The sequence below is a fragment of the Sodalis sp. RH24 genome (assembly GCF_047324145.1).
Lineage (GTDB): Bacteria > Pseudomonadota > Gammaproteobacteria > Enterobacterales > Enterobacteriaceae > Acerihabitans.
Genome location: NZ_CP178729.1, coordinates 2,609,265 through 2,629,214, shown reverse-complemented (window position 1 = coordinate 2,629,214; position 19,950 = coordinate 2,609,265). Strand labels below are relative to the sequence as shown.

At 57.3% G+C, this 19,950-nt stretch carries 18 protein-coding genes and 2 tRNA genes; 18 read left to right on the top strand and 2 right to left on the bottom strand.

The genetic code is table 11. From position 1 onward, the window contains the following. Positions 1-88 precede the first annotated feature (88 nt). The 4 genes from rplU to cgtA all read left to right on the top strand — a co-directional run bounded on the left by rplU (position 89) and on the right by cgtA (position 2,990). Positions 89-400: a 50S ribosomal protein L21 gene (rplU, locus tag ACL2XG_RS12050; RefSeq protein ID WP_162364085.1), complete on the top strand. Its 312-nt coding sequence runs from the start codon at positions 89-91 to the stop codon at positions 398-400. A gap of 15 nt (positions 401-415) precedes the next feature. Beyond that, positions 416-676: a 50S ribosomal protein L27 gene (gene rpmA, locus ACL2XG_RS12045; RefSeq protein WP_162364084.1), complete on the top strand. Its 261-nt coding sequence runs from the start codon at positions 416-418 to the stop codon at positions 674-676. 132 nt (positions 677-808) lie between these two features. Continuing rightward, the gene (locus ACL2XG_RS12040; protein ID WP_410016522.1) at positions 809-1,792 is read left to right on the top strand and encodes a DMT family transporter; all 984 of its coding nucleotides are present in this window, start codon (positions 809-811) and stop codon (positions 1,790-1,792) included. 16 nt (positions 1,793-1,808) lie between these two features. Further along, entirely contained in the window at positions 1,809-2,990 is a 1,182-nt protein-coding gene (gene cgtA, locus ACL2XG_RS12035) for an Obg family GTPase CgtA (protein WP_410016521.1), read from the top strand. 127 nt (positions 2,991-3,117) lie between these two features. Here cgtA and dacB read toward each other — a convergent pair whose 3' ends face one another. After that, positions 3,118-4,551: a serine-type D-Ala-D-Ala carboxypeptidase gene (gene dacB, locus ACL2XG_RS12030; RefSeq protein ID WP_410016520.1), complete on the bottom strand. Its 1,434-nt coding sequence runs from the start codon at positions 4,549-4,551 to the stop codon at positions 3,118-3,120. A gap of 256 nt (positions 4,552-4,807) precedes the next feature. On the opposite strand from dacB, the gene greA reads away from it, so the two are divergent. Further along, the gene (gene greA / locus ACL2XG_RS12025) at positions 4,808-5,284 is read left to right on the top strand and encodes a transcription elongation factor GreA (RefSeq protein WP_413722090.1); all 477 of its coding nucleotides are present in this window, start codon (positions 4,808-4,810) and stop codon (positions 5,282-5,284) included. Between the two features lie 107 nt (positions 5,285-5,391). Here greA and yhbY read toward each other — a convergent pair whose 3' ends face one another. Then, the gene (yhbY, locus tag ACL2XG_RS12020) at positions 5,392-5,685 is read right to left on the bottom strand and encodes a ribosome assembly RNA-binding protein YhbY (protein WP_162364080.1); all 294 of its coding nucleotides are present in this window, start codon (positions 5,683-5,685) and stop codon (positions 5,392-5,394) included. A 146-nt stretch (positions 5,686-5,831) separates the two neighbouring features. On the opposite strand from yhbY, the gene rlmE reads away from it, so the two are divergent. The 13 genes from rlmE (at position 5,832) to truB (ending at position 19,891) form a co-directional block, all read left to right on the top strand. Continuing rightward, positions 5,832-6,461: a 23S rRNA (uridine(2552)-2'-O)-methyltransferase RlmE gene (gene rlmE, locus ACL2XG_RS12015; RefSeq protein WP_413722091.1), complete on the top strand. Its 630-nt coding sequence runs from the start codon at positions 5,832-5,834 to the stop codon at positions 6,459-6,461. 55 nt (positions 6,462-6,516) lie between these two features. Then, positions 6,517-8,448, top strand: a complete 1,932-nt coding sequence (gene ftsH / locus ACL2XG_RS12010; RefSeq protein ID WP_410016518.1) for an ATP-dependent zinc metalloprotease FtsH — start codon at positions 6,517-6,519, stop codon at positions 8,446-8,448. Positions 8,449-8,694: 246 nt separating this feature from the next. Next, complete coding sequence (gene folP, locus ACL2XG_RS12005; protein WP_413722092.1) at positions 8,695-9,540, top strand: dihydropteroate synthase; 846 nt, start codon at positions 8,695-8,697, stop codon at positions 9,538-9,540. Beyond that, positions 9,537-10,874 (top strand): phosphoglucosamine mutase, encoded by a 1,338-nt coding sequence (gene glmM, locus ACL2XG_RS12000; RefSeq protein ID WP_410016516.1) that lies wholly within the window; start codon positions 9,537-9,539, stop codon positions 10,872-10,874. Before folP ends, glmM begins: the two co-directional genes overlap by 4 nt. Positions 10,875-11,075: 201 nt before the next feature. Further along, a complete protein-coding gene (gene secG / locus ACL2XG_RS11995) occupies positions 11,076-11,408 on the top strand; it encodes a preprotein translocase subunit SecG (protein ID WP_410016515.1) in 333 nt (110 codons plus the stop codon). Between the two features lie 217 nt (positions 11,409-11,625). Beyond that, a tRNA-Leu gene (locus ACL2XG_RS11990) sits at positions 11,626-11,712 on the top strand. A gap of 227 nt (positions 11,713-11,939) precedes the next feature. Further along, entirely contained in the window at positions 11,940-13,109 is a 1,170-nt protein-coding gene (locus ACL2XG_RS11985) for a hypothetical protein (protein WP_413722093.1), read from the top strand. 373 nt (positions 13,110-13,482) lie between these two features. After that, positions 13,483-13,559 (top strand) — tRNA-Met (locus ACL2XG_RS11980). Positions 13,560-13,776: 217 nt separating this feature from the next. Further along, on the top strand, positions 13,777-14,229 hold the full coding sequence (rimP, locus tag ACL2XG_RS11975; RefSeq protein WP_410016512.1) for a ribosome maturation factor RimP: 453 nt from the start codon (positions 13,777-13,779) through the stop codon (positions 14,227-14,229). Between the two features lie 21 nt (positions 14,230-14,250). Beyond that, positions 14,251-15,738 carry a transcription termination factor NusA gene (gene nusA / locus ACL2XG_RS11970; protein ID WP_410016511.1) on the top strand — a complete coding sequence of 496 codons (1,488 nt, stop codon included), beginning with the start codon at positions 14,251-14,253 and terminating at the stop codon, positions 15,736-15,738. A gap of 25 nt (positions 15,739-15,763) precedes the next feature. Further along, positions 15,764-18,472, top strand: coding sequence for a translation initiation factor IF-2 (gene infB / locus ACL2XG_RS11965; protein WP_410016510.1), 2,709 nt, complete (start codon positions 15,764-15,766; stop codon positions 18,470-18,472). A 64-nt stretch (positions 18,473-18,536) separates the two neighbouring features. Next, a complete protein-coding gene (gene rbfA, locus ACL2XG_RS11960; protein WP_410016509.1) occupies positions 18,537-18,950 on the top strand; it encodes a 30S ribosome-binding factor RbfA in 414 nt (137 codons plus the stop codon). Next, positions 18,950-19,891 carry a tRNA pseudouridine(55) synthase TruB gene (truB, locus tag ACL2XG_RS11955; protein ID WP_413722094.1) on the top strand — a complete coding sequence of 314 codons (942 nt, stop codon included), beginning with the start codon at positions 18,950-18,952 and terminating at the stop codon, positions 19,889-19,891. The genes rbfA and truB overlap by 1 nt, the downstream gene beginning before the upstream one ends. Positions 19,892-19,950: the final 59 nt, after the last annotated feature.

Genomic DNA, 19,950 nt, shown 5'->3' with positions numbered 1-19,950 from the left:
TTTTTGCGTAGAATTCGCGCCCTATTGTGAATATTTATAGCGCACTGTGGACGAATCTAAGTTGAGTGCGCGGAAAGCGGAGTTTTTTATGTACGCGGTTTTCCAAAGTGGTGGTAAACAACACCGGGTCAGCGAAGGTCAGACTGTTCGCCTTGAAAAGCTGGACATCGCAACGGGTGAAACCGTTGAATTCGACCAGGTGATGATGATTGCCAACGGTGATGACATTCAGATCGGCGTTCCTTTCGTCAATGGCGGAAAGATTCAAGCTGAAGTAGTTGCCCATGGTCGTGGCGATAAAGTGACGATTGTTAAATTTCGTCGCCGTAAGCACTATCGTAAGCAACAAGGCCATCGTCAGTGGTTCACTGACGTGAAAATTACCGGTATCGGCGCCTAACAGGGGAGCACACTCATGGCACACAAAAAGGCTGGCGGCTCGACTCGTAACGGTCGCGACTCAGAAAGTAAACGCCTGGGCGTCAAACGCTTCGGCGGCGAAGCTGTTTTAGCAGGCAGCATCATCGTTCGCCAGCGTGGAACTAAATTCCACCCCGGCACCAACGTTGGTTGCGGTAAAGACCACACTCTGTTTGCTTTGGCTACTGGTAAAATCCAGTTCGAAGTTAAAGGACCGAAAAACCGCAAGTTTGTCAGCATCGTAGCAGCTGAATAAATTTTCCGTTTTTTGCTGGCCGCGGCTCCGATAGCCCGGCCCAGGCAACACGTCCCGATAACAGAGCAAAGCCCCGCAATTCTTGCGGGGCTTTTTACTTTTCTTTCCGGCCACGTTTCGCGTTAAACACTCATGAAGACAAATCAGCAGGCGGGACAGCAGGCAGGGGTGGGCATCATGCTGGCGCTCACCACCGCAATGTGCTGGGGGGCGTTGCCCATCGCCATGAAACAGGTGCTCACCGACATGGAGCCGTATACCGTGGTCTGGTACCGTTTCATCATGGCGGGTATCGGTCTGGCCGTCATCCTGGCGCCGCGTCGCCAACTGCCGTCATTAACGCTGTTTTTGCGCTGGCGCTGGCTGATGATGCTGGTTATCGCCACCGCGGGCTTGCTGGGCAACTTTATTTTCTTCAGTTCGTCGCTGCAATACCTTAGCCCGACCGCGTCGCAGGTCATCGGCCAGCTTTCGCCGGTGGGCATGATGTTCGCCAGCGTGCTGATCCTTAAGGAACGCATGCGCGGCACCCAGATTATCGGGGCGTTGATGCTGATAAGCGGCCTGGTGATGTTTTTTAATACCAGCCTGCTGGAGATCTTTACCCGGCTGACCGACTACACCCTGGGGGTGATCCTGGGGGTTTGCGCGGCGACGGTCTGGGTCTGTTACGGCGTGGCGCAAAAGGTTCTGCTGCGCCGGCTGGCCTCGCAACAGATCCTGTTTTTACTGTATGTTTTGTGTACAATAGCCTTATCCGTCGTGGCCAAGCCCGCGGCGGTGATGCACCTAAGCTTGTGGCAGGTTGCCTGCCTGGTATTTTGCGGTGCCAATACATTGGTTGGTTACGGCGCGCTGGCGGAAGCCATGGCGCGCTGGCAGGCGGCGCAGGTCAGCGCTATCGTCACGCTGACGCCCCTGTTCACCTTACTTTTTTCGGATTTGCTGTCACTGGCCTGGCCGGATTATTTCGCTGCTCCGGCGCTGAATATTGTCGGTTATCTGGGCGCGTTTGTCGTGGTGGCGGGTGCGATGTTTTCTGCGGCGGGCCATCGGCTCCTGCCCGTGCGGGCCAAAACAGGACCGGTGCTGCCCATTAAGCCGCCCGGCAAATGAATTACGGAGAGTTTCCATGAAGTTTGTAGATGAGGCCGCCATCGTGGTGGTCGCGGGCGACGGCGGCAACGGTTGCGTCAGTTTCCGGCGGGAAAAATATATTCCTAACGGCGGTCCTGACGGCGGCGACGGCGGGGACGGCGGCGATGTCTATCTGCTGGCGGACCGGAACCTGAACACCCTGATCGATTATCGCTTCGAAAAATCCTTCCGCGCTGAACGCGGTCAAAACGGCCAAAGCCGGGACTGCACCGGCAAACGCGGCAAGGACATTACCATCAAAGTCCCGGTGGGCACCCGTATCCTCGACCAGGGCACCGGTGAAACCATGGCCGACATGACCCGCCATGAGCAACGCGTCATGGTGGCGAAAGGCGGTTTCCACGGCTTGGGCAACGCGCGCTTTAAATCTTCCATTAACCGCGCCCCGCGCCAGAAAACCGACGGCACCAAGGGCGAAAACCGCGAACTGCAGCTCGAACTGCTGCTGCTGGCCGATGTCGGCATGCTCGGGCTGCCCAATGCCGGCAAATCAACATTTATCCGCGCGGTGTCCGCCGCCAAACCCAAGGTGGCCGACTATCCCTTCACCACCCTGGTGCCGAGCCTTGGCGTGGTGCGCATGGATAATGAGCAGAGCTTTGTGGTCGCCGATATCCCCGGCCTGATTGAAGGCGCGTCCGAAGGCGCCGGCCTGGGCATTCGTTTCCTGAAACACCTTGAGCGCTGCCGGGTGCTGCTGCACCTGATCGATCTCGCCCCCATCGATGAATCGGATCCCATCGAAAACGCCCGGATCATCGTCAAGGAGCTTGAGCGCTACAGTGAAAAGCTGGCCGCCAAGCCGCGCTGGCTGGTATTTAATAAGATCGACCTGCTCGACCCCGAAGAAGCGGATCGCCGGGCCAAGGCCATAGCCGCGGCGCTCGGCTGGCAGGAACAGTTTTATATTATTTCCGCCGCCAGCCAGCAGGGCGTTAAAGCGCTGTGCTGGGACGTGATGGCCTTCATTAACAGCCATCCCCACGATCTGCCGGCTGAAGAGGCCGCCGCCCCGGTCAAGGTTGAGTTTATGTGGGATGACTATCACCGCGAACAGCTGGAAAAAACCGAGATCGTCGCTGAAGAGGACGATCTGGACGATGACGATTGGGACGAAGATGATGAAGAAGGCGTGGAATTTATCTATCACCGCTGACGGTTCTGGATTTGCCGCGATCCTGCACGGGTTGCATTAATACGCGCCCGGGCGGCCTCACCGCCGCTACAACGCCCCTACCGCTGTTTGCGGGGGGGCGTTTTTTTATGGACGAGGGGGGCGCCAATCAGTTGTTTTGATAGATATCTTTATATAACCGGCTTTCGAAACGTACCAGGGGAATGCGCCTGGCCTTTTGATCCTCGGGCGGCACCGCGTATCCCGAGAGATACTGCACAAAAGCCATGCGCTGGCCGCTGACGGTGGTGATAAAGCCCGCCAGGTTATAAACCCCCTGCAACGAGCCGGTTTTGGCCGAGACTTTACCGTCCACGCCCGCCTCGTGCAGCCCGGCGCGATACATCAGCGTGCCGTCATATCCCGCCAGCGGCAGCATGGAGATGAAATCCAGGGTTTGGTCATGCTGGCCGATATATTGCAGCACCTGCATCATGGTGGCCGGTGAAATCAGATCGTGGCGCGATAAGCCGGAACCGTCGACGATAATGGTATTGCCCAGATCGATGCCGGCCTGCTGGCGCAGGATTTGCCGTACCGCGTCCGAACCGGCGCGCCAGGTGCCGGGCACCTTGAAACGCTCGCGGCCGATGGTGCGAAATACCGTATCGGCAATCATGTTATCGGATTTCTTCAGCATCACCCGTAGCAAATCATGCAGGGGCGCGGAATACGTCTGCGCCAGTATCTTGCCCGGCGCGCCGGGAACGGTTTGACGCAGCAGGGTGCCCCCCACCTCGATACCCGCCTCTTTCAGCTCGCTTTTCAGGATGGCTCCCGCATAGCTTGCGCCATCCTGGATGGCAAACGCCAGCGGCAGGGGTTCGGCGCGCTGGGGCAGGCAGCCGGTCAGGGTAAAGCGGTTCAGCTCGCCCGGCACCACGTCCAGCTCGCAATATTGTGCCTCGGGGGACCCTTTCGCCAGGGTGCGTACCTGGCTGTACATCTGCACCGGGTAATACGAGGCCACGCGGATAAACGCATTATCGCCGGCCTTGGGCGCGCTGTAGAGCGAAACGGAGAAGCAGTTGCGATCGACGATGGCCGCGCCCGGCGGCGCGCTGAAGCATTGGGTCAAGTCATTCCACGGCCATCCCGGGGCTTTGTCGTGGCTGGCGAAGGCGGAGGTGTCGATGAGCAGATTGCCCGAAACCTGGCGGATGCCCTGCTTGCGTAGTTCGGCGACCATATTGCGCAACTGCTGGCGCCCCAGGGTCGGATCGCCGCTAAAACGGGCGATCAGGTTGCCGCGCAGCACGCCGTTGCCGACCGTGCCGTCGCTTTCCAGGGTGGTGCTGAAACGATAGGCCGGTCCCAGTTGCAACAATGCCGCCAGCGCGGTGATCACTTTCTGGGTACTGGCCGGCAGGGCCATCTGCTGGCTGTGATAATCAATGGCCGGCGTGGGGGCGCCGATTTTTTGTGCAATCAATGCCAGGTTGGCGCCGTCGGGTAACAGTTCCGTATAATTTTCCACCGGCGCGCCGTGCGCGGACAGCATAATAACGCCGGTCAATCCTGTGAGTATTCCTACAAAACGCATAATATTGTGCAACGGCAAAGTAACGTGGTGCCATACTACGGTGCAAACAGGGTTAAAGTAAACGATGACCCATCGGGAACTCTGGGTTAAAATACGTATCAAAATGCAAACCAAGACTGACCAGGCTCGTTGCGCCAGGTGCGGTTTTTTTTGCTTTTCGCTTAGGTGGTAGCGCAAACGGCTACGCCGTGACAACATTCAGTACCGTCAGGACGGCGACTATTTTAGCAGGATGTATTCATTTAGAGGTATTGCCATGACACCAATTCCGATGACTTTGCGTGGTGCCGATAAGCTGCGGGAAGAGCTCGAGTTTTTGAAAAGCGTCCGCCGCCCGGAAATTATCAAGGCCATCGCCGAGGCTCGCGCGCACGGCGATCTGAAGGAAAACGCGGAATACCATGCCGCGCGCGATCAGCAAGGGTTCTGCGAAGGCCGTATCCAGGAAATCGAAGCGAAGCTGTCCAACGCGCAGATTATCGATGTCACCAAGATGTCGGCCGGCGGCCGGGTGATTTTTGGCGCTACGGTCACTATCCAGAACCTGGAAAACGAAGACGAGCAGACCTATCGCATCGTTGGCGACGACGAGGCCGATTTTAAACAAAATCTTATTTCCATCAATTCCCCCATGGCGCGGGGTCTGGTCGGCAAGGAAGTCGGCGATATCGCCCTGATCCGGACACCCGGCGGCGATGTGGAATATGAGATTTTGAAGATAGAATATCTTTAATACGCTGAAAAAGCGGAATGAGATGATTTGTAAAGAAAGGAAAAAGGCCGTAAGCGGCCTTTTCCTCTATCGGGGAACATGGCACCTTTTCAGCAGAAAAGGTGTATTCAGCGCGGTAAAGTGATTTTATGGTCTTTACCCGGCCGGTACAAAACCAGGACGCCGCCGATGGCCTGCACGTTAACGGCGCCGGTTTCACGCACGATGGCATCCGCGATAAGCGTTTTGGTCTCGCGTTCTTCCGCGGCAATTTTCACTTTGATAAGCTCATGATGTTCAAGAGCCTGTTCAATTTCTGCCAGCACGCCTTCGGTCAGGCCGTTATTGCCCAGCATGACGACCGGTTTTAGCGGATGAGCCAGGCTTTTCAGGTGCTGTTTTTGCTTATTATTAAGATTCATTTGTCTTTTTTGCTTACGTTGGGATTGAAAACGGTACATTCTACCGCCATCTCATGGTTATCACCAAATCGGTCGTGATTGTATCTGGCGCACGAGTGCCCGCATCCCATCACAAATGCACTCTTTCAGGATAGTTGGAAAACACGATGACCACCAAAAAGCGTTCTGGAAGCTCCAGTCGATGGCTACAGGAACACTTTAGCGATAAATATGTTCTCGAGGCACAAAAAAAAGGACTGCGTTCGCGTGCCTGGTTTAAACTTGAAGAAATACAGCAGGGCGACAAACTGTTCAAACCGGATATGGCTGTCGTGGATCTCGGCGCCGCGCCCGGCGGCTGGTCGCAGTATGTCGCCACGCAAATTGGCAAGAAAGGGCGTATCATCGCCTGTGATATTCTACCCATGGATCCCATCGTGGGCGTCGATTTCCTGCAAGGCGACTTTCGCGACCCGCTGGTGCTGCAGGCCTTGCTTGATAGGGTAGGCGAAAGCAAAGTACAGGTGGTCATGAGCGATATGGCCCCTAATATGAGTGGCACGCCGGCCGTTGATATTCCCAAGGCCATGTATTTAGTCGAATTGGCCTTGGAGATGTGCCGGGATGTACTGGCACCTGGCGGCAGTTTTCTGGTTAAAGTCTTTCAGGGAGAAGGTTTTGATGAATACCTGCGGGAAATTCGCTCCCTATTTACGAAGGTAAAGATTCGTAAGCCAGACGCTTCGCGCGCACGATCGCGGGAAGTGTACATTGTGGCGACAGGGCGCAAATTATAGTACCCTACGCTAATTGTTAACACCGTTGTAATATGAGGTTAATCCCTTGAGTGACATGGCGAAAAACCTGATTCTCTGGTTGGTCATCGCAGTAGTGCTGATGTCTGTATTTCAGAGCTTCGGGCCCAGCGAGTCCAATAGCCGTAAGGTGGATTACTCTACCTTTATGTCTGAATTAAATCAGGATCAGATTCGGGAAGCGCGTATTAACGGACGTGAAATTAACGTTACCAAGAAAGACAGTAACCGCTATACCACGTTTATCCCGGTCAATGATCCCAAGTTGTTGGATATCCTGCTGACCCGGAACGTTAAAGTCGTCGGTGAGCCGCCGGAAGAACCAAGCCTGCTGGCCTCGATCTTTATTTCCTGGTTCCCGATGCTGTTGCTGATAGGCGTCTGGATCTTTTTTATGCGTCAAATGCAGGGCGGCGGCGGCAAGGGGGCGATGTCCTTCGGCAAGAGCAAGGCCCGGATGCTGACTGAAGATCAGATCAAAACCACCTTTGCCGACGTTGCGGGCTGCGACGAAGCAAAAGAAGAAGTCAGCGAACTGGTCGATTACCTGCGTGAACCGAGCCGCTTTCAGAAGCTGGGCGGGAAAATCCCTAAAGGCGTGCTGATGGTCGGGCCGCCCGGGACCGGTAAAACCCTGCTGGCCAAGGCCATTGCCGGTGAAGCCAAAGTCCCGTTCTTCACCATTTCCGGCTCGGATTTCGTGGAAATGTTTGTCGGCGTCGGCGCGTCGCGTGTGCGCGACATGTTTGAACAGGCAAAGAAAGCCGCGCCATGCATCATCTTTATCGATGAAATCGATGCGGTGGGGCGCCAGCGCGGCGCGGGCCTGGGCGGCGGTCATGACGAACGCGAACAGACCCTGAACCAAATGCTGGTGGAAATGGATGGCTTCGAAGGCAATGAAGGCATCATCGTTATCGCGGCGACCAACCGTCCCGACGTGCTGGACCCGGCGTTGCTGCGTCCCGGCCGTTTTGACCGCCAGGTGGTCGTCGGCCTGCCGGATGTGCGCGGCCGTGAGCAGATCCTGAAAGTCCATATGCGCCGGGTACCGTTGTCCACTGATATGGACCCGTCGGTTATTGCCCGCGGCACCCCCGGTTTCTCGGGCGCCGATTTGGCCAACCTGGTCAATGAGGCCGCGTTGTTTGCCGCCCGCGGCAGCAAACGCGTGGTCTCGATGGTGGAATTTGAAAAGGCCAAGGATAAAATCATGATGGGCGCCGAACGCCGCTCCATGGTGATGACCGAAGCGCAAAAGGAATCCACCGCCTACCACGAGGCGGGCCACGCCATTATCGGTCGCCTGGTGCCCGAGCATGATCCGGTGCATAAGGTGACGATTATTCCGCGCGGCCGCGCGCTGGGCGTGACGTTCTTCCTGCCGGAAGGCGACGCCATCAGCGCCAGCCGCCAGAAGCTGGAAAGCCAGATCTCCACGCTGTACGGCGGCCGTCTTGCCGAGGAAATCATTTACGGCGTGCAGAAGGTTTCCACCGGCGCGTCCAACGATATCAAGGTGGCAACGTCCATTGCGCGCAATATGGTGACCCAGTGGGGCTTTTCCGAAAAGCTGGGGCCGCTGCTTTACGCCGAGGAAGAAGGCGAAGTGTTCCTGGGCCGCTCGGTGGCTAAGGCCAAGCATATGTCCGATGAGACGGCGCGTATTATCGACCAGGAGGTGAAATCCCTGATTGAACGCAACTATGCCCGGGCGCGCACTCTGCTGATGGAAAATATGGATATCCTGCATTCGATGAAGGATGCCCTGATGAAATATGAAACCATCGACGCCCCGCAAATCGACGATTTAATGGGCCGTAAAGCAGTGCGTCCGCCCGCGGGCTGGGATGATTCGCCGAGCAATCACTCCTCCGACAACGGCGGCACGCCTAAGGCGCCGACGCCGGTGGATGAACCCAACACCCCGACCGGCAACACCATGTCGGAGCAGTTCGGCAACAACTAAGCGCCTAAACAAAGCGTGGTGCCCGTACTCTCCTCCAACAGCCCCGGCTCAGCAGCCGGGGCTTTTTTATGCCTGGCCGGCCGGCGCGCGTCCCTGGTCGCGTTGTGCTCCTGCCGGTGTCCTAATGCGCATCGCAATGCTAAGATATGCCCGCGGCCGTATTCCGGCCTCTTCCCATTACGTTTTTAACGACGATGACGCAAGGACGCCGATTCGCACCACGTATTGCTCAAAGGAGAAAATCGTATGCAACTTCAGCTTGGCCAGCGCGTACTCGATCTGGGTTCCCCGCAGGTGATGGGGATCCTGAACGTCACGCCGGACTCCTTTTCCGACGGCGGCAAGTATCGCCGGCTTGACGCGGCGCTGGCCCATGCGCAGGCCATGGTTGCGGCCGGCGCGACGCTGATTGATATCGGCGGGGAATCCACCCGGCCCGGCGCCGCCCCGGTAAGCGACCAGGAAGAGGCTGACCGCGTGCTGCCGGTCGTCAGCGCGCTGGCGCAGCGGCTGGATGTGGCAATCTCGGTGGATACCTCGCGCGCGCTGGTGATGCGCGAGAGCGCGGCGGCGGGCGCCCATTTGATAAACGATATCCGCGCCCTGCGCGATCCTGGCGCCCTGGAGGCGGCCCGCGACAGCGGACTGCCGGTTTGCCTGATGCACATGCAGGGTGAACCGCGATCCATGCAGCAGGCGCCGCATTATGACGATGTCCTGGCGGAGGTAGATCGCTTTTTCGCCGGGCGTATCGCCGACTGCGTGGCGGCGGGAATCCCGAAAAACAAGCTATTGCTCGATCCGGGTTTCGGTTTCGGCAAGGATTTGGCGCATAATTACCGCCTTCTGGCCCGGGTGGGGGATTACCATCATTTCGGCCTGCCGCTCCTGGTGGGGATGTCGCGCAAATCCATGATAGGCCAACTTACCCAGGCGCCCGCGGAACAACGCGTTATCGGCAGCGTGGCCTGCGCGGTGATTGCCGCCATGCAGGGCGCGCAGATAATTCGCGTCCACGATGTCAAGGCAACCGTCGAGGCGATGCAAATCGTCACCGCGACTCTTTTAGCGAAGGAATCACTATTTGTATGAGTAACCATAAATACTTTGGCACCGACGGTATTCGCGGCAAGGTCGGCGAAAGCCCCATTACCCCTGATTTTGTGCTGAAGCTGGGATGGGCGGCGGGCAAGGTACTGGCGCGACATGGTTCGCGTAAAATCATTATCGGCAAGGACACGCGCATTTCGGGATATATGCTGGAGTCGGCGCTGGAGGCGGGACTGGCCGCGGCGGGATTGTCCGCCGCCTTTACCGGGCCGATGCCCACCCCGGCCATTGCCTACCTGACCCGTACCTTCCGGGCGGAAGCGGGCATTGTCATTTCCGCCTCCCATAATCCCTATTACGACAATGGCATCAAATTTTTCTCCATCGACGGCACCAAGCTGCCGGATGCGGTGGAGGAGGCCATCGAAGCCGAGCTGGAAAAAAACCTGACCTGTGTGGAAAGCGCCGAGCTGGGCAAGGCAAGCCGCATTGTCGACGCGGCGGGCCGCTATATCGAGTTCTGCAAAGGCACGTTTCCCAGCAACAGCAGCCTGAAGGGATTAAAAATCGTGGTGGATTGCGCCAACGGCGCCACTTACCACATCGCCCCCAGCGTGCTGCGCGAACTGGGGGCGCAGGTGGTGGCCATAGGCTGCCAGCCGGACGGCATGAATATCAACCAGGAGTGCGGCGCCACCGACGTGCGCCTGTTGCAGCGGCGCGTGCTGGAAGACAAGGCCGATCTTGGCATTGCTTATGACGGCGACGGCGATCGGGTGATTATGATCGACCACCTGGGCAACAAGGTGGACGGGGATCAGATCCTCTATATCATCGCCCGGGAAAAACTGCGCCAGGGCCAGCTCAGCGGCGGCGTGGTGGGTACGCTGATGAGCAATATGGGGCTGGAACTGGCGCTTAGGCAGTTGGGTATCCCGTTTGTGCGCGCCAAGGTAGGCGACCGTTACGTGCTGGAGAAAATGCAGGAGAAGGGCTGGCGCATCGGCGCGGAAAATTCCGGCCACGTGATCCTGCTGGATAAGACCACCACCGGCGACGGCATTATCGCCGGATTGCAGGTTCTCTCCGCCATGGTGGGCAATCATATGACCCTGCACGATCTGTGCAGCGGCATGCGTCTGCTGCCGCAAATCCTGGTGAATGTGCGCTTTGCCGGCATCGGCGATCCGCTGGAATCGGCGGCGGTAAAACAGGCGCAGGCGGACGTCGAGATAGCCCTGGCGGGGCGGGGCCGGGTGCTGCTGCGTAAATCCGGTACCGAACCCCTGATCCGGGTTATGGTGGAGGGGGAGGACGCGGAACAGGTTAACCGCTTGGCGCATCTTATTGCCGATGCGGTAAAAGCGGCGGATTAAGCGGCATGGCGCGCGGGCAAGCGCGCTTCCCGCTGCGCGGATGACGTTTTTTTCCGCAATCAGCGCGTTAGCCGCAATTTGCCCTTGCACGACTTAACGGCTTTAGTTAGTATTCACACCCGCTCCAGTCGGAGATTGTGACAACCGGATTGGGGCCATAGCCTAACGCGCGGTTTAACCCGCAAGGATACTGAAAAGATTATGTACGAAGCTCTGTTAGTCATATTCCTGTTGATAGCTGTCGGGCTGGTTGCGCTGATTATGCTGCAACAAGGTAAAGGTGCTGATATGGGGGCCTCTTTCGGCGCAGGCGCTTCCGCGACCCTGTTCGGTTCGAGCGGTTCCGGTAACTTCATGACCCGTGTGACGGCCGTGCTGGCAACGCTGTTTTTTATCCTCAGTCTGGTGTTGGGCAACCTTAGCGGCAGCCACAGCCAGAAAGGCAGCGAGTGGGATAATTTGAACCAGGCTCCGCAAGCGCAAAAGGCACCGTCCGAAGCGCCGGCGAAACCGAATAACGATATCCCGCAGTAATAGGTACCGTTTTATCTGAAGCGACGGGCGAAAAGAAACACGCCGGAGTGAGCAAATGCTGGTATGCCCAAGTGCGGGTGTCCAGGCATGTCGGTGTGCAGAAATGCCGGTATCTCACAATAGCGTCCCGGCGTTAAGTAATACCTGAAAATAACCGGTAACCAGCCGGATAAAAAGATAACTGGTTGCGCAATGCAGCGGATGTGAAAAAATCAGTGCCGAGGTGGTGGAATTGGTAGACACGCTACCTTGAGGTGGTAGTGCCCGATTGGGCTTACGGGTTCAAGTCCCGTCCTCGGTACCAAGTTTAAATAGAAGACGTCGCTGGACGTCTTTTTGCTTTTTAAGCACCGTCAAACCGGCGGGCAAACAGGCTTACCCTTCTTCAATTCGATGTTACCCTAATCTTCCCCTCCCTGAATGACACCCCTCTTTCCCGTGCCGGCATTCATTTGACCATAAGCGATTTATACAATTATACGCCCATGCGATATGAGAAATTAGCAGCGAAATAATTTTACATGGCCGGCTTTGGGCCGGGATGGCGGATCGCGCCAAGAGTATTGTCGCCAAAATGCATCCGAGCATTTAATGAAAAAGTGGGGGAGTAAAATGACAACAGTATCCTTTACGCCAGGGCAACAGCCCCCGGAATACAGGGGTTGGCAAGAGCGGTTAACGCGCACTGAGCAAGATAAAATCGACGCCGCCGCCGCCGGGCAGGCGCTAAAAAACATGGGTTCCGCATTTGTCGGTAAACTCTCCGGGGCAAAGAATTCACTGCTGACGCTGCGCTCCGGTATTAAACAAACATCCTGGGCGGTTGGACATGGCATGGCGCGTCTGTTGGATAAACTCGCCATCGCCGGCAAGAGGATAGCCGCCGCCGCGCGCCGCTCTTCCCATGCAAGCGCTAGGGATATGCTCACCAAGCCGGTCTATAGGACCGTGCGGCCTGACCATGTTATCGGCCCCTTGCTGAATGACGGCGATTCACTGGCAGTCAATGGTAAAGAAATCAGGGACTATTTAATCAATAACCCCGGCAGTCCCCTTTTTGCCTCCGGCAATATCAAGATTACCGGACACACCATTAGCTTCATACAGCCGGAGACTATCCCGGGTACCGCGATGACCATTACCGGGCTGACCCTGGATAGCCGGGATAGCCACAGCGGCGAGGTACTCGGCGCGCTAAGGGAGGTTTTGCAGGATCCCAAAGCAATCTTCGGCAGCCTGGCTGAGTTATGCGCAATAATGACCGTGAACGACAAGCTCAACGTCGTGAAGATGCGCACCGCGCAGCTTATCGCTGACCAGTTGAACCAACCGTCGGTGAGGAAGGCATTGGTAACGCCGAAGTACGAATCGGCGATCAATAGCCTGGTGGCATATGACCCCAGAACGGATACCTATAAGCCCTGGTTTACCCCTGCGGCGCTTCACCGGAACGTCACGCCGCCCGGCGAACCGGCATCTGCGGCGCGCGCGCCTGAAAAGCCGGTGGTCCCGCCGCGTCCGCCATGGCTTAGCAACGCCAGGTCAGTAGCGGTTCCAAACCGGACGGCGGGTACTGAGTCCACCATTGCCGGGGGCGTTAATAACGGCGCCGTTAATGCGCCGGTTGGGCGCGCGGGACCAACGGTCCACGATGCCGGCAAGAGCGTGGCAGAGCTGCGCAAGCTATTTGATAAGCCATGACTCTCGCGGTATTGCCTGTGATGGTTGGCCGGGAAAAGCATAGCCGCGCGCGCTGTGCTTTTCCCCCGCGGGTCGACGCTCTCTTCCCATCACCGGATGTCGGCGCGCGCTGAAAGAAGGCTTGCCCGACCGCCGGTGTTATGAAATACTCTGCCTCCCCAATCGCTAACGTCAGCCGCGTGCGGTTTCTACCAGGCGTTGCAGTATCGGTGGTTTGCCGGCGTCATTTTCCGCTAGGAAAAAAACGCTATGGCCCTTAAAAGGCCGTAAATACATGAGATTGGCGGGATCTTTTGCTCAACGTTACCGTTTGTTATGTAATGATAACTTGCTTTTTTATGGTTATCGGCGTAATATTTGCAACGTTTTCAGACGCGGGGTGGAGCAGCCTGGTAGCTCGTCGGGCTCATAACCCGAAGGTCGTCGGTTCAAATCCGGCCCCCGCAACCACTTTCCCTTAGAGTTCTTTTTCAAATATACTGCCCAGTACGTTATACTGTTTGATATCGCAGCGGCGTTTGAAAAAAGATTCTATGGAATGTTGTAAAGCCGCTTTGCGGCTTACAGGGTCCCAGTCGCAAAAAGCCCCGAATTTTCGGGGTTTTTTGTTATTAAACTACAGAAATACTGGGCTTTTTAGCCCTTTTTTTATGTCTTGGGGGTGGGCTTGTCCACATTAGAACAAAAATTGACTGAGATGATCGCCGCACCGGTGGAAGCCTTGGGCTATGAGCTGGTAGGCATAGAATTCATCCGGGGCCGGCAGTCAACGTTACGCATCTATATTGATAGTGACAAGGGTATCACCGTCGATGATTGTGCTGATGTCAGCCGCCAGGTCAGCGCGGTGCTCGACGTCGAGGATCCGATCCAAGTGGCCTACAGCCTCGAGGTGTCTTCTCCGGGTCTCGATCGTCCGTTATTCGCCGCCGCGCATTATACGCAGTTCATCGGTGAAGAAGTCAGCGTGGTTTTGCGCATTGCGGTGCAAAACCGTCGCAAATGGCAGGGAATCATTAAAACGGTTGACGGCGAAATGATCACGGTGACGGTGGAAGGAAAAGATGAAGTGTTCGCTTTAAGCAACATCCAGAAAGCGAACCTGGTACCCCACTTTTAACGTTTTAATGAGGCAACTAGGATGAATAAAGAAATTCTGGCTGTTGTTGAAGCAGTTTCCAATGAGAAAGCGGTTCCGCGCGAAAAAATTTTTGAAGCGCTGGAAACTGCACTGGCTACGGCAACAAAGAAAAAATACGAGCAAGAGATTGAGGTTCGTGTCAATATCGATCGGAAAACCGGCGATTTCGAAACCTTTCGCCGTTGGGTCATCGTGAATGAAGTCACGCAGCCGACGCGCGAAATCACCTTTGACGCGGCGCAGTTTGAAGATCCGGCGGCCGTATTAGGCGGTTACGTCGAGGACGAAATTGAATCCGTGGTATTTGACCGCATCACGACCCAAACCGCTAAACAGGTTATCGTCCAGAAAGTGCGTGAAGCCGAACGCGCCATGGTCGTGGATCAGTTCCGCCAGCATGAAGGCGAAATCGTCACCGGCGTAGTGAAAAAAGTCAATCGCGACAATATCAGCCTCGATTTGGGCAGCAACGCCGAAGCGGTGATTGGCCGTGAAGACATGCTGCCGCGCGAGAACTTCCGCCCCGGGGATCGTATCCGCGGTGTTCTTTATTCAGTACGTCCGGAAGCACGCGGCGCCCAGCTGTTTGTGAGCCGTTCCCGCCCAGAAATGCTGATAGAATTATTCCGTATCGAAGTACCGGAAATCGGCGAAGAGGTCATTGAGATCAAGGCCGCCGCCCGCGATCCGGGTTCACGGGCTAAAATCGCCGTGAAAACCAACGACAAGCGTATCGATCCGGTCGGCGCCTGTGTCGGTATGCGCGGCGCGCGCGTACAGGCGGTGTCCAGCGAATTGGGCGGCGAACGTATCGATATCATCCTGTGGGATGATAATCCGGCGCAGTTTGTCATCAACGCCATGGCCCCGGCCGACGTGGCCTCCATCGTGGTCGATGAAGACAAGCACCAGATGGATATCGCGGTGGAATCCGGCAACCTGGCCCAGGCCATCGGCCGTAACGGGCAGAACGTCCGCCTGGCCTCGCAGCTAAGCGGCTGGGAGCTGAACGTGATGACCGTCGAGGATCTGCAGGAGAAACATCAGGCCGAAGCCCATGCCGCCATCGATATCTTCACCAAGTATCTGGACATTGATGAAGAATTCGCCACGGTACTGGTTGAAGAAGGCTTTTCCTCATTGGAAGAACTCGCGTATGTCCCAATGAAGGAACTGCTGGAAATCGAAGGGCTTGATGAAGAAATGGTAGAAGCGTTGCGTGAGCGGGCGAAAAACGCCCTGACCACGCTCGCCCTGGCGCAGGAAGAGAATCGCGGCGGGGGCAAGCCGGCTGAAGACCTGTTAAGTCTACCGGAGCTTGAGCGCGAAATGGCGTTCAAGCTGGCGGAGCGCGGTGTTTGTACGCTGGAAGATCTTGCCGAACAGGGTGTCGATGACCTGTCAGATATTGAAGGGCTGAGTAGTGAAAAAGCCGGTGAGCTGATTATGGCCGCGCGCAATATCTGTTGGTTTGGCGACAACGCGTAATAAACTGTAGCAGGAAAGGAACAGCATGACAGATGTAACCGTAAAATCGCTCGCCGCAGAAATTCAGACTCCGGTCGATCGCCTGGTACAGCAGTTTGCTGATGCTGGTATCGACAAGACCGAAGCCGATTCTGTGACCCAGCATGAAAAACAAACGTTATTAGCGCACCTGAACCGTGAGCGGGGCAGCGCGCCGAATAAACTCACTTTACAGCGTAAAACCCGCAGTACCTTGAATATTCCGAGTACAGGCGGTAAAAGTAAATCGGTGCAAATAGAAGTCCGCAAGAAACGCACGTACGTGCAACGCGATCCCCAGTCCGCCGAACAGGCGGAAGCGGAAGAGCTGGCTAAACGTGAAGCGGAAGAACTGGCCCTTCGTGAGGCTGAAGAGCGTGCTGCGCATGAAGCCGCTGAAAAAGCCAAGCATGAAGCCGAAGAAAAAGCAAAACGTGCGGCCGACGATAAAGCCAAACGTGAGGCCGCTGATACAGCGAAGCGTGTGGCAGCGGAAAGTGAAAAATTGACCAACCAGCAGACCAATAATATGACTAAGTCACCACAGGCGGTCGAAAAAGCCCGCCGTGAAGCCGAGGCCGCTGAGCTTAGACGTAAAGCGGAAGAGGAAACGCGTCGCAAGGTTGAAGAAAGTGCACGCCTCGCCGTCGAAGAAGCCAAGCGGATGGCGGAAGAAAACGGCGGCACCTGGGTTGCCACGCCGGAACCGACGGAAGAAGATGCCAGTGACTATCACGTCACCACCTCTCATCACGCCCGCGAGGCGGAAGATGAAAACGACCGTAAGGTCGAAGGTGAGCGTCGCGCCCGCACGCGCGGCGGCAAGGCGACCAAACAGAAAAAGACCAGCCGTCTGTCCGAATCCAAGGCCGACCGTGAAGAAGCGCGCGCCGTGGGCCGTAAAGGCAAGCGCAAGCCAAGCACGCTGCAGCAGAGCTTTAATAAGCCCGCCCAGATCGTTAACCGCGATGTGGTGATTGGCGAAACCGTCACCGTTGCCGAACTGGCCAATAAAATGGCGGTGAAAGGTTCCCAGGTTATCAAGGCGATGATGAAACTCGGCGCCATGGCGACCATCAACCAGGTTATCGATCAGGAAACCGCGCAGCTGGTGGCCGAGGAAATGGGCCATAAAGTTATCCTGCGCCGCGAGAATGAACTCGAAGAAATGGTGATGAGCGACCGCGATATCGACGCGGCGGCCGAACCCCGCGCGCCGGTGGTGACCATTATGGGTCACGTCGACCATGGTAAGACCTCGTTGCTCGACTATATCCGCTCCACGAAAGTGGCGGCAGGCGAAGCCGGCGGCATCACCCAGCATATCGGCGCCTACCATGTGGAAACCGAGAATGGCATGATCACTTTCCTGGATACCCCCGGACATGCGGCGTTTACCGCCATGCGTGCGCGCGGCGCCCAGGCGACGGATATCGTGGTGCTGGTCGTGGCCGCTGACGACGGCGTGATGCCGCAGACCATCGAGGCCATTCAGCACGCCAAGGCGGCGAAGGTGCCGGTCGTGGTGGCGGTGAATAAAATCGACAAACCCGAAGCCGATCCGGATCGGGTGAAGAACGAGTTAACCCAGTACGGCGTGATCCCGGAAGAATGGGGCGGCGAAAGCCAGTTCGTCAACGTGTCGGCGAAATCCGGCGTCGGTATCGACGAACTGCTTGACGCTATCCTGCTGCAGGCCGAAGTGCTGGAGCTTAAAGCCATCCGCAACGGCATGGCCAGCGGCGCGGTGATTGAATCCTTCCTGGATAAGGGCCGCGGCCCGGTTGCGACCGTACTGGTGCGCGAAGGCACGCTCAATAAAGGCGATATCGTCCTGTGCGGCTTTGAGTACGGCCGTGTGCGCGCGATGCGCGACGAGTTGGGACGTGAAGTCTCCTCGGCCGGCCCCTCCATCCCGGTAGAGATCCTCGGCCTGTCCGGCGTGCCCGCCGCGGGTGATGAAGCCACGGTGGTGCGTGACGAGAAGAAAGCGCGGGAAGTGGCCTTATACCGTCAGGGCAAATTCCGCGAAGTCAAACTGGCGCGCCAGCAGAAGTCCAAGCTGGAGAATATGTTCGCCAATATGACCGAAGGCGAAGTCTCCGAGCTGAATATCGTGCTGAAAGCCGACGTTCAGGGCTCCACCGAAGCGATTTGCGATGCTCTCGAAGCCTTGTCCACCGCTGAGGTTAAGGTCAAGATTGTCGGCTCCGGCGTCGGCGGCATCACCGAAACCGATGCCACCCTGGCCGCGGCGTCCAACGCCATCATCCTGGGCTTCAACGTTCGTGCCGATGCCTCCGCCCGCCGGGTGGTTGAAGCGGAAAGCCTGGACCTGCGCTACTACTCGGTTATCTATGACCTGATTGATGAAGTCAAACAGGCCATGAGCGGTATGCTGGCCCCGGAATATCGCCAGGAAATCATCGGTCTGGCCGAAGTGCGCGATGTGTTCCGCTCGCCGAAGTTCGGCGCCATCGCCGGTTGTATGGTGACGGAAGGCGTGGTGAAGCGTCACAACCGTATCCGCGTGCTGCGCGACAATGTCGTGATCTACGAAGGCGAGCTGGAATCCCTGCGCCGCTTTAAGGATGACGTCAACGAAGTGCGCAACGGCATGGAATGTGGTATCGGCGTGAAGAACTACAACGATGTCCGTCCGGGTGATGTGATTGAAGTCTTCGAAACCATCGAGATTCAACGCACCATCGAGTAAACCGCCGCGAACATTTATTGATGCAAGGGGGCTTATGCCCCCTGTTTTGTCTGGAGAAATTATAATGGCAAAAGAATATAGCCGAACCCAGCGCGTCGCCCAGGAAATGCAAAAAGAAATTGCCATCATCCTGCAGCGCGAAATCAAGGACCCCCGCGTCGGCATGGCCACCGTCTCCGGCGTGGAAGTGTCGCGCGACCTGGCCTACGCCAAGGTGTTCGTGACCTTCCTTAATGATAACGAACCACAGCAGATAAAAATCGGCATCACCGCGCTGCAGGACGCCTCCGGGTTTATCCGCAGCCTGCTGGGCAAGGCCATGCGCCTGCGCGTCGTGCCGGAACTGACCTTCTCCTACGATAACTCGCTGGTGGAAGGCATGCGCATGTCCAACCTGGTCAGCCAGGTGGTGCAAAAAGATCGCGCCCGCCGCAGCGAAGCCGAACCCGACGAGGGCGGCGAGGGCAAGGAAGACTGATGGGCCGCCCAAGTCGTCGCGGCCGCGATATTGACGGCATCGTATTGCTGGACAAGGGGATGGGCCTCTCCTCCAACGATTTGCTGCAAAAAGTTAAGCGGCTGTTCCACGCCAATAAAGCCGGGCACACCGGCGCGCTGGATCCGCTCGCCACCGGTATGCTGCCCATTTGCCTGGGGGAAGCGACTAAATTCTCCCAGCATCTGCTTGATGCGGACAAGCGCTACCGGGTGGTGGCCCGGCTGGGCCAGCGCACCGATACCTCCGATGCCGAGGGCACTATCATCAGCGAGCGCCCGGTGGCAATCGATCAGGTCCGGCTGGAGCAGGCCCTGGCGCGCTTTCGCGGCGAAACGCCGCAAACGCCCTCGATGTATTCGGCGCTGAAATACCAGGGCAAACCGCTGTATGAATATGCGCGCCAGGGAATAGATGTACCCCGTCCCACGCGTTTGATTACCCTGTATGCGCTGGAGTTGATCCGCTGGGATCAGGATAGCGTCGAGCTGGAAATCCATTGCTCGAAAGGCACCTATATTCGCACGATCGTCGACGATCTGGGCGAAATGCTGGGCTGCGGCGCCCATGTGATTGTCCTGCGCCGCCTGGCGGTGGCGCGTTATCCCGCGGAGCGCATGGTCACGCTGGAACAGTTGCAGGCACTGGCCGCCGCCGATCCGCTGGCGCCGGCCACCCTCGCCGCGCTTGACAGCCTGCTGCTGCCGATGGACAGCGCGGTGGATGATATGCCCGAGCTCAATTTGCCGCCGGCCGCCGCCGGCCTGGTCAGAATGGGCCAAACGGTCGCCACGGCCGATGCGGCGCGGACGGGTATGGTCCGGTTGACCGAAGGGGTGGAACGGCGCTTTTTCGGCGTGGGGGAAATCACCGAAACCGGCCTGGTCGCCCCCCGGCGGCTGGTGGCCGAACCGCGCGTTTGATTGAGTGCGCGCCTTGCGATCGGGGTGCGCTAAGAGTAGAATAGCGCGGCTTATGAATG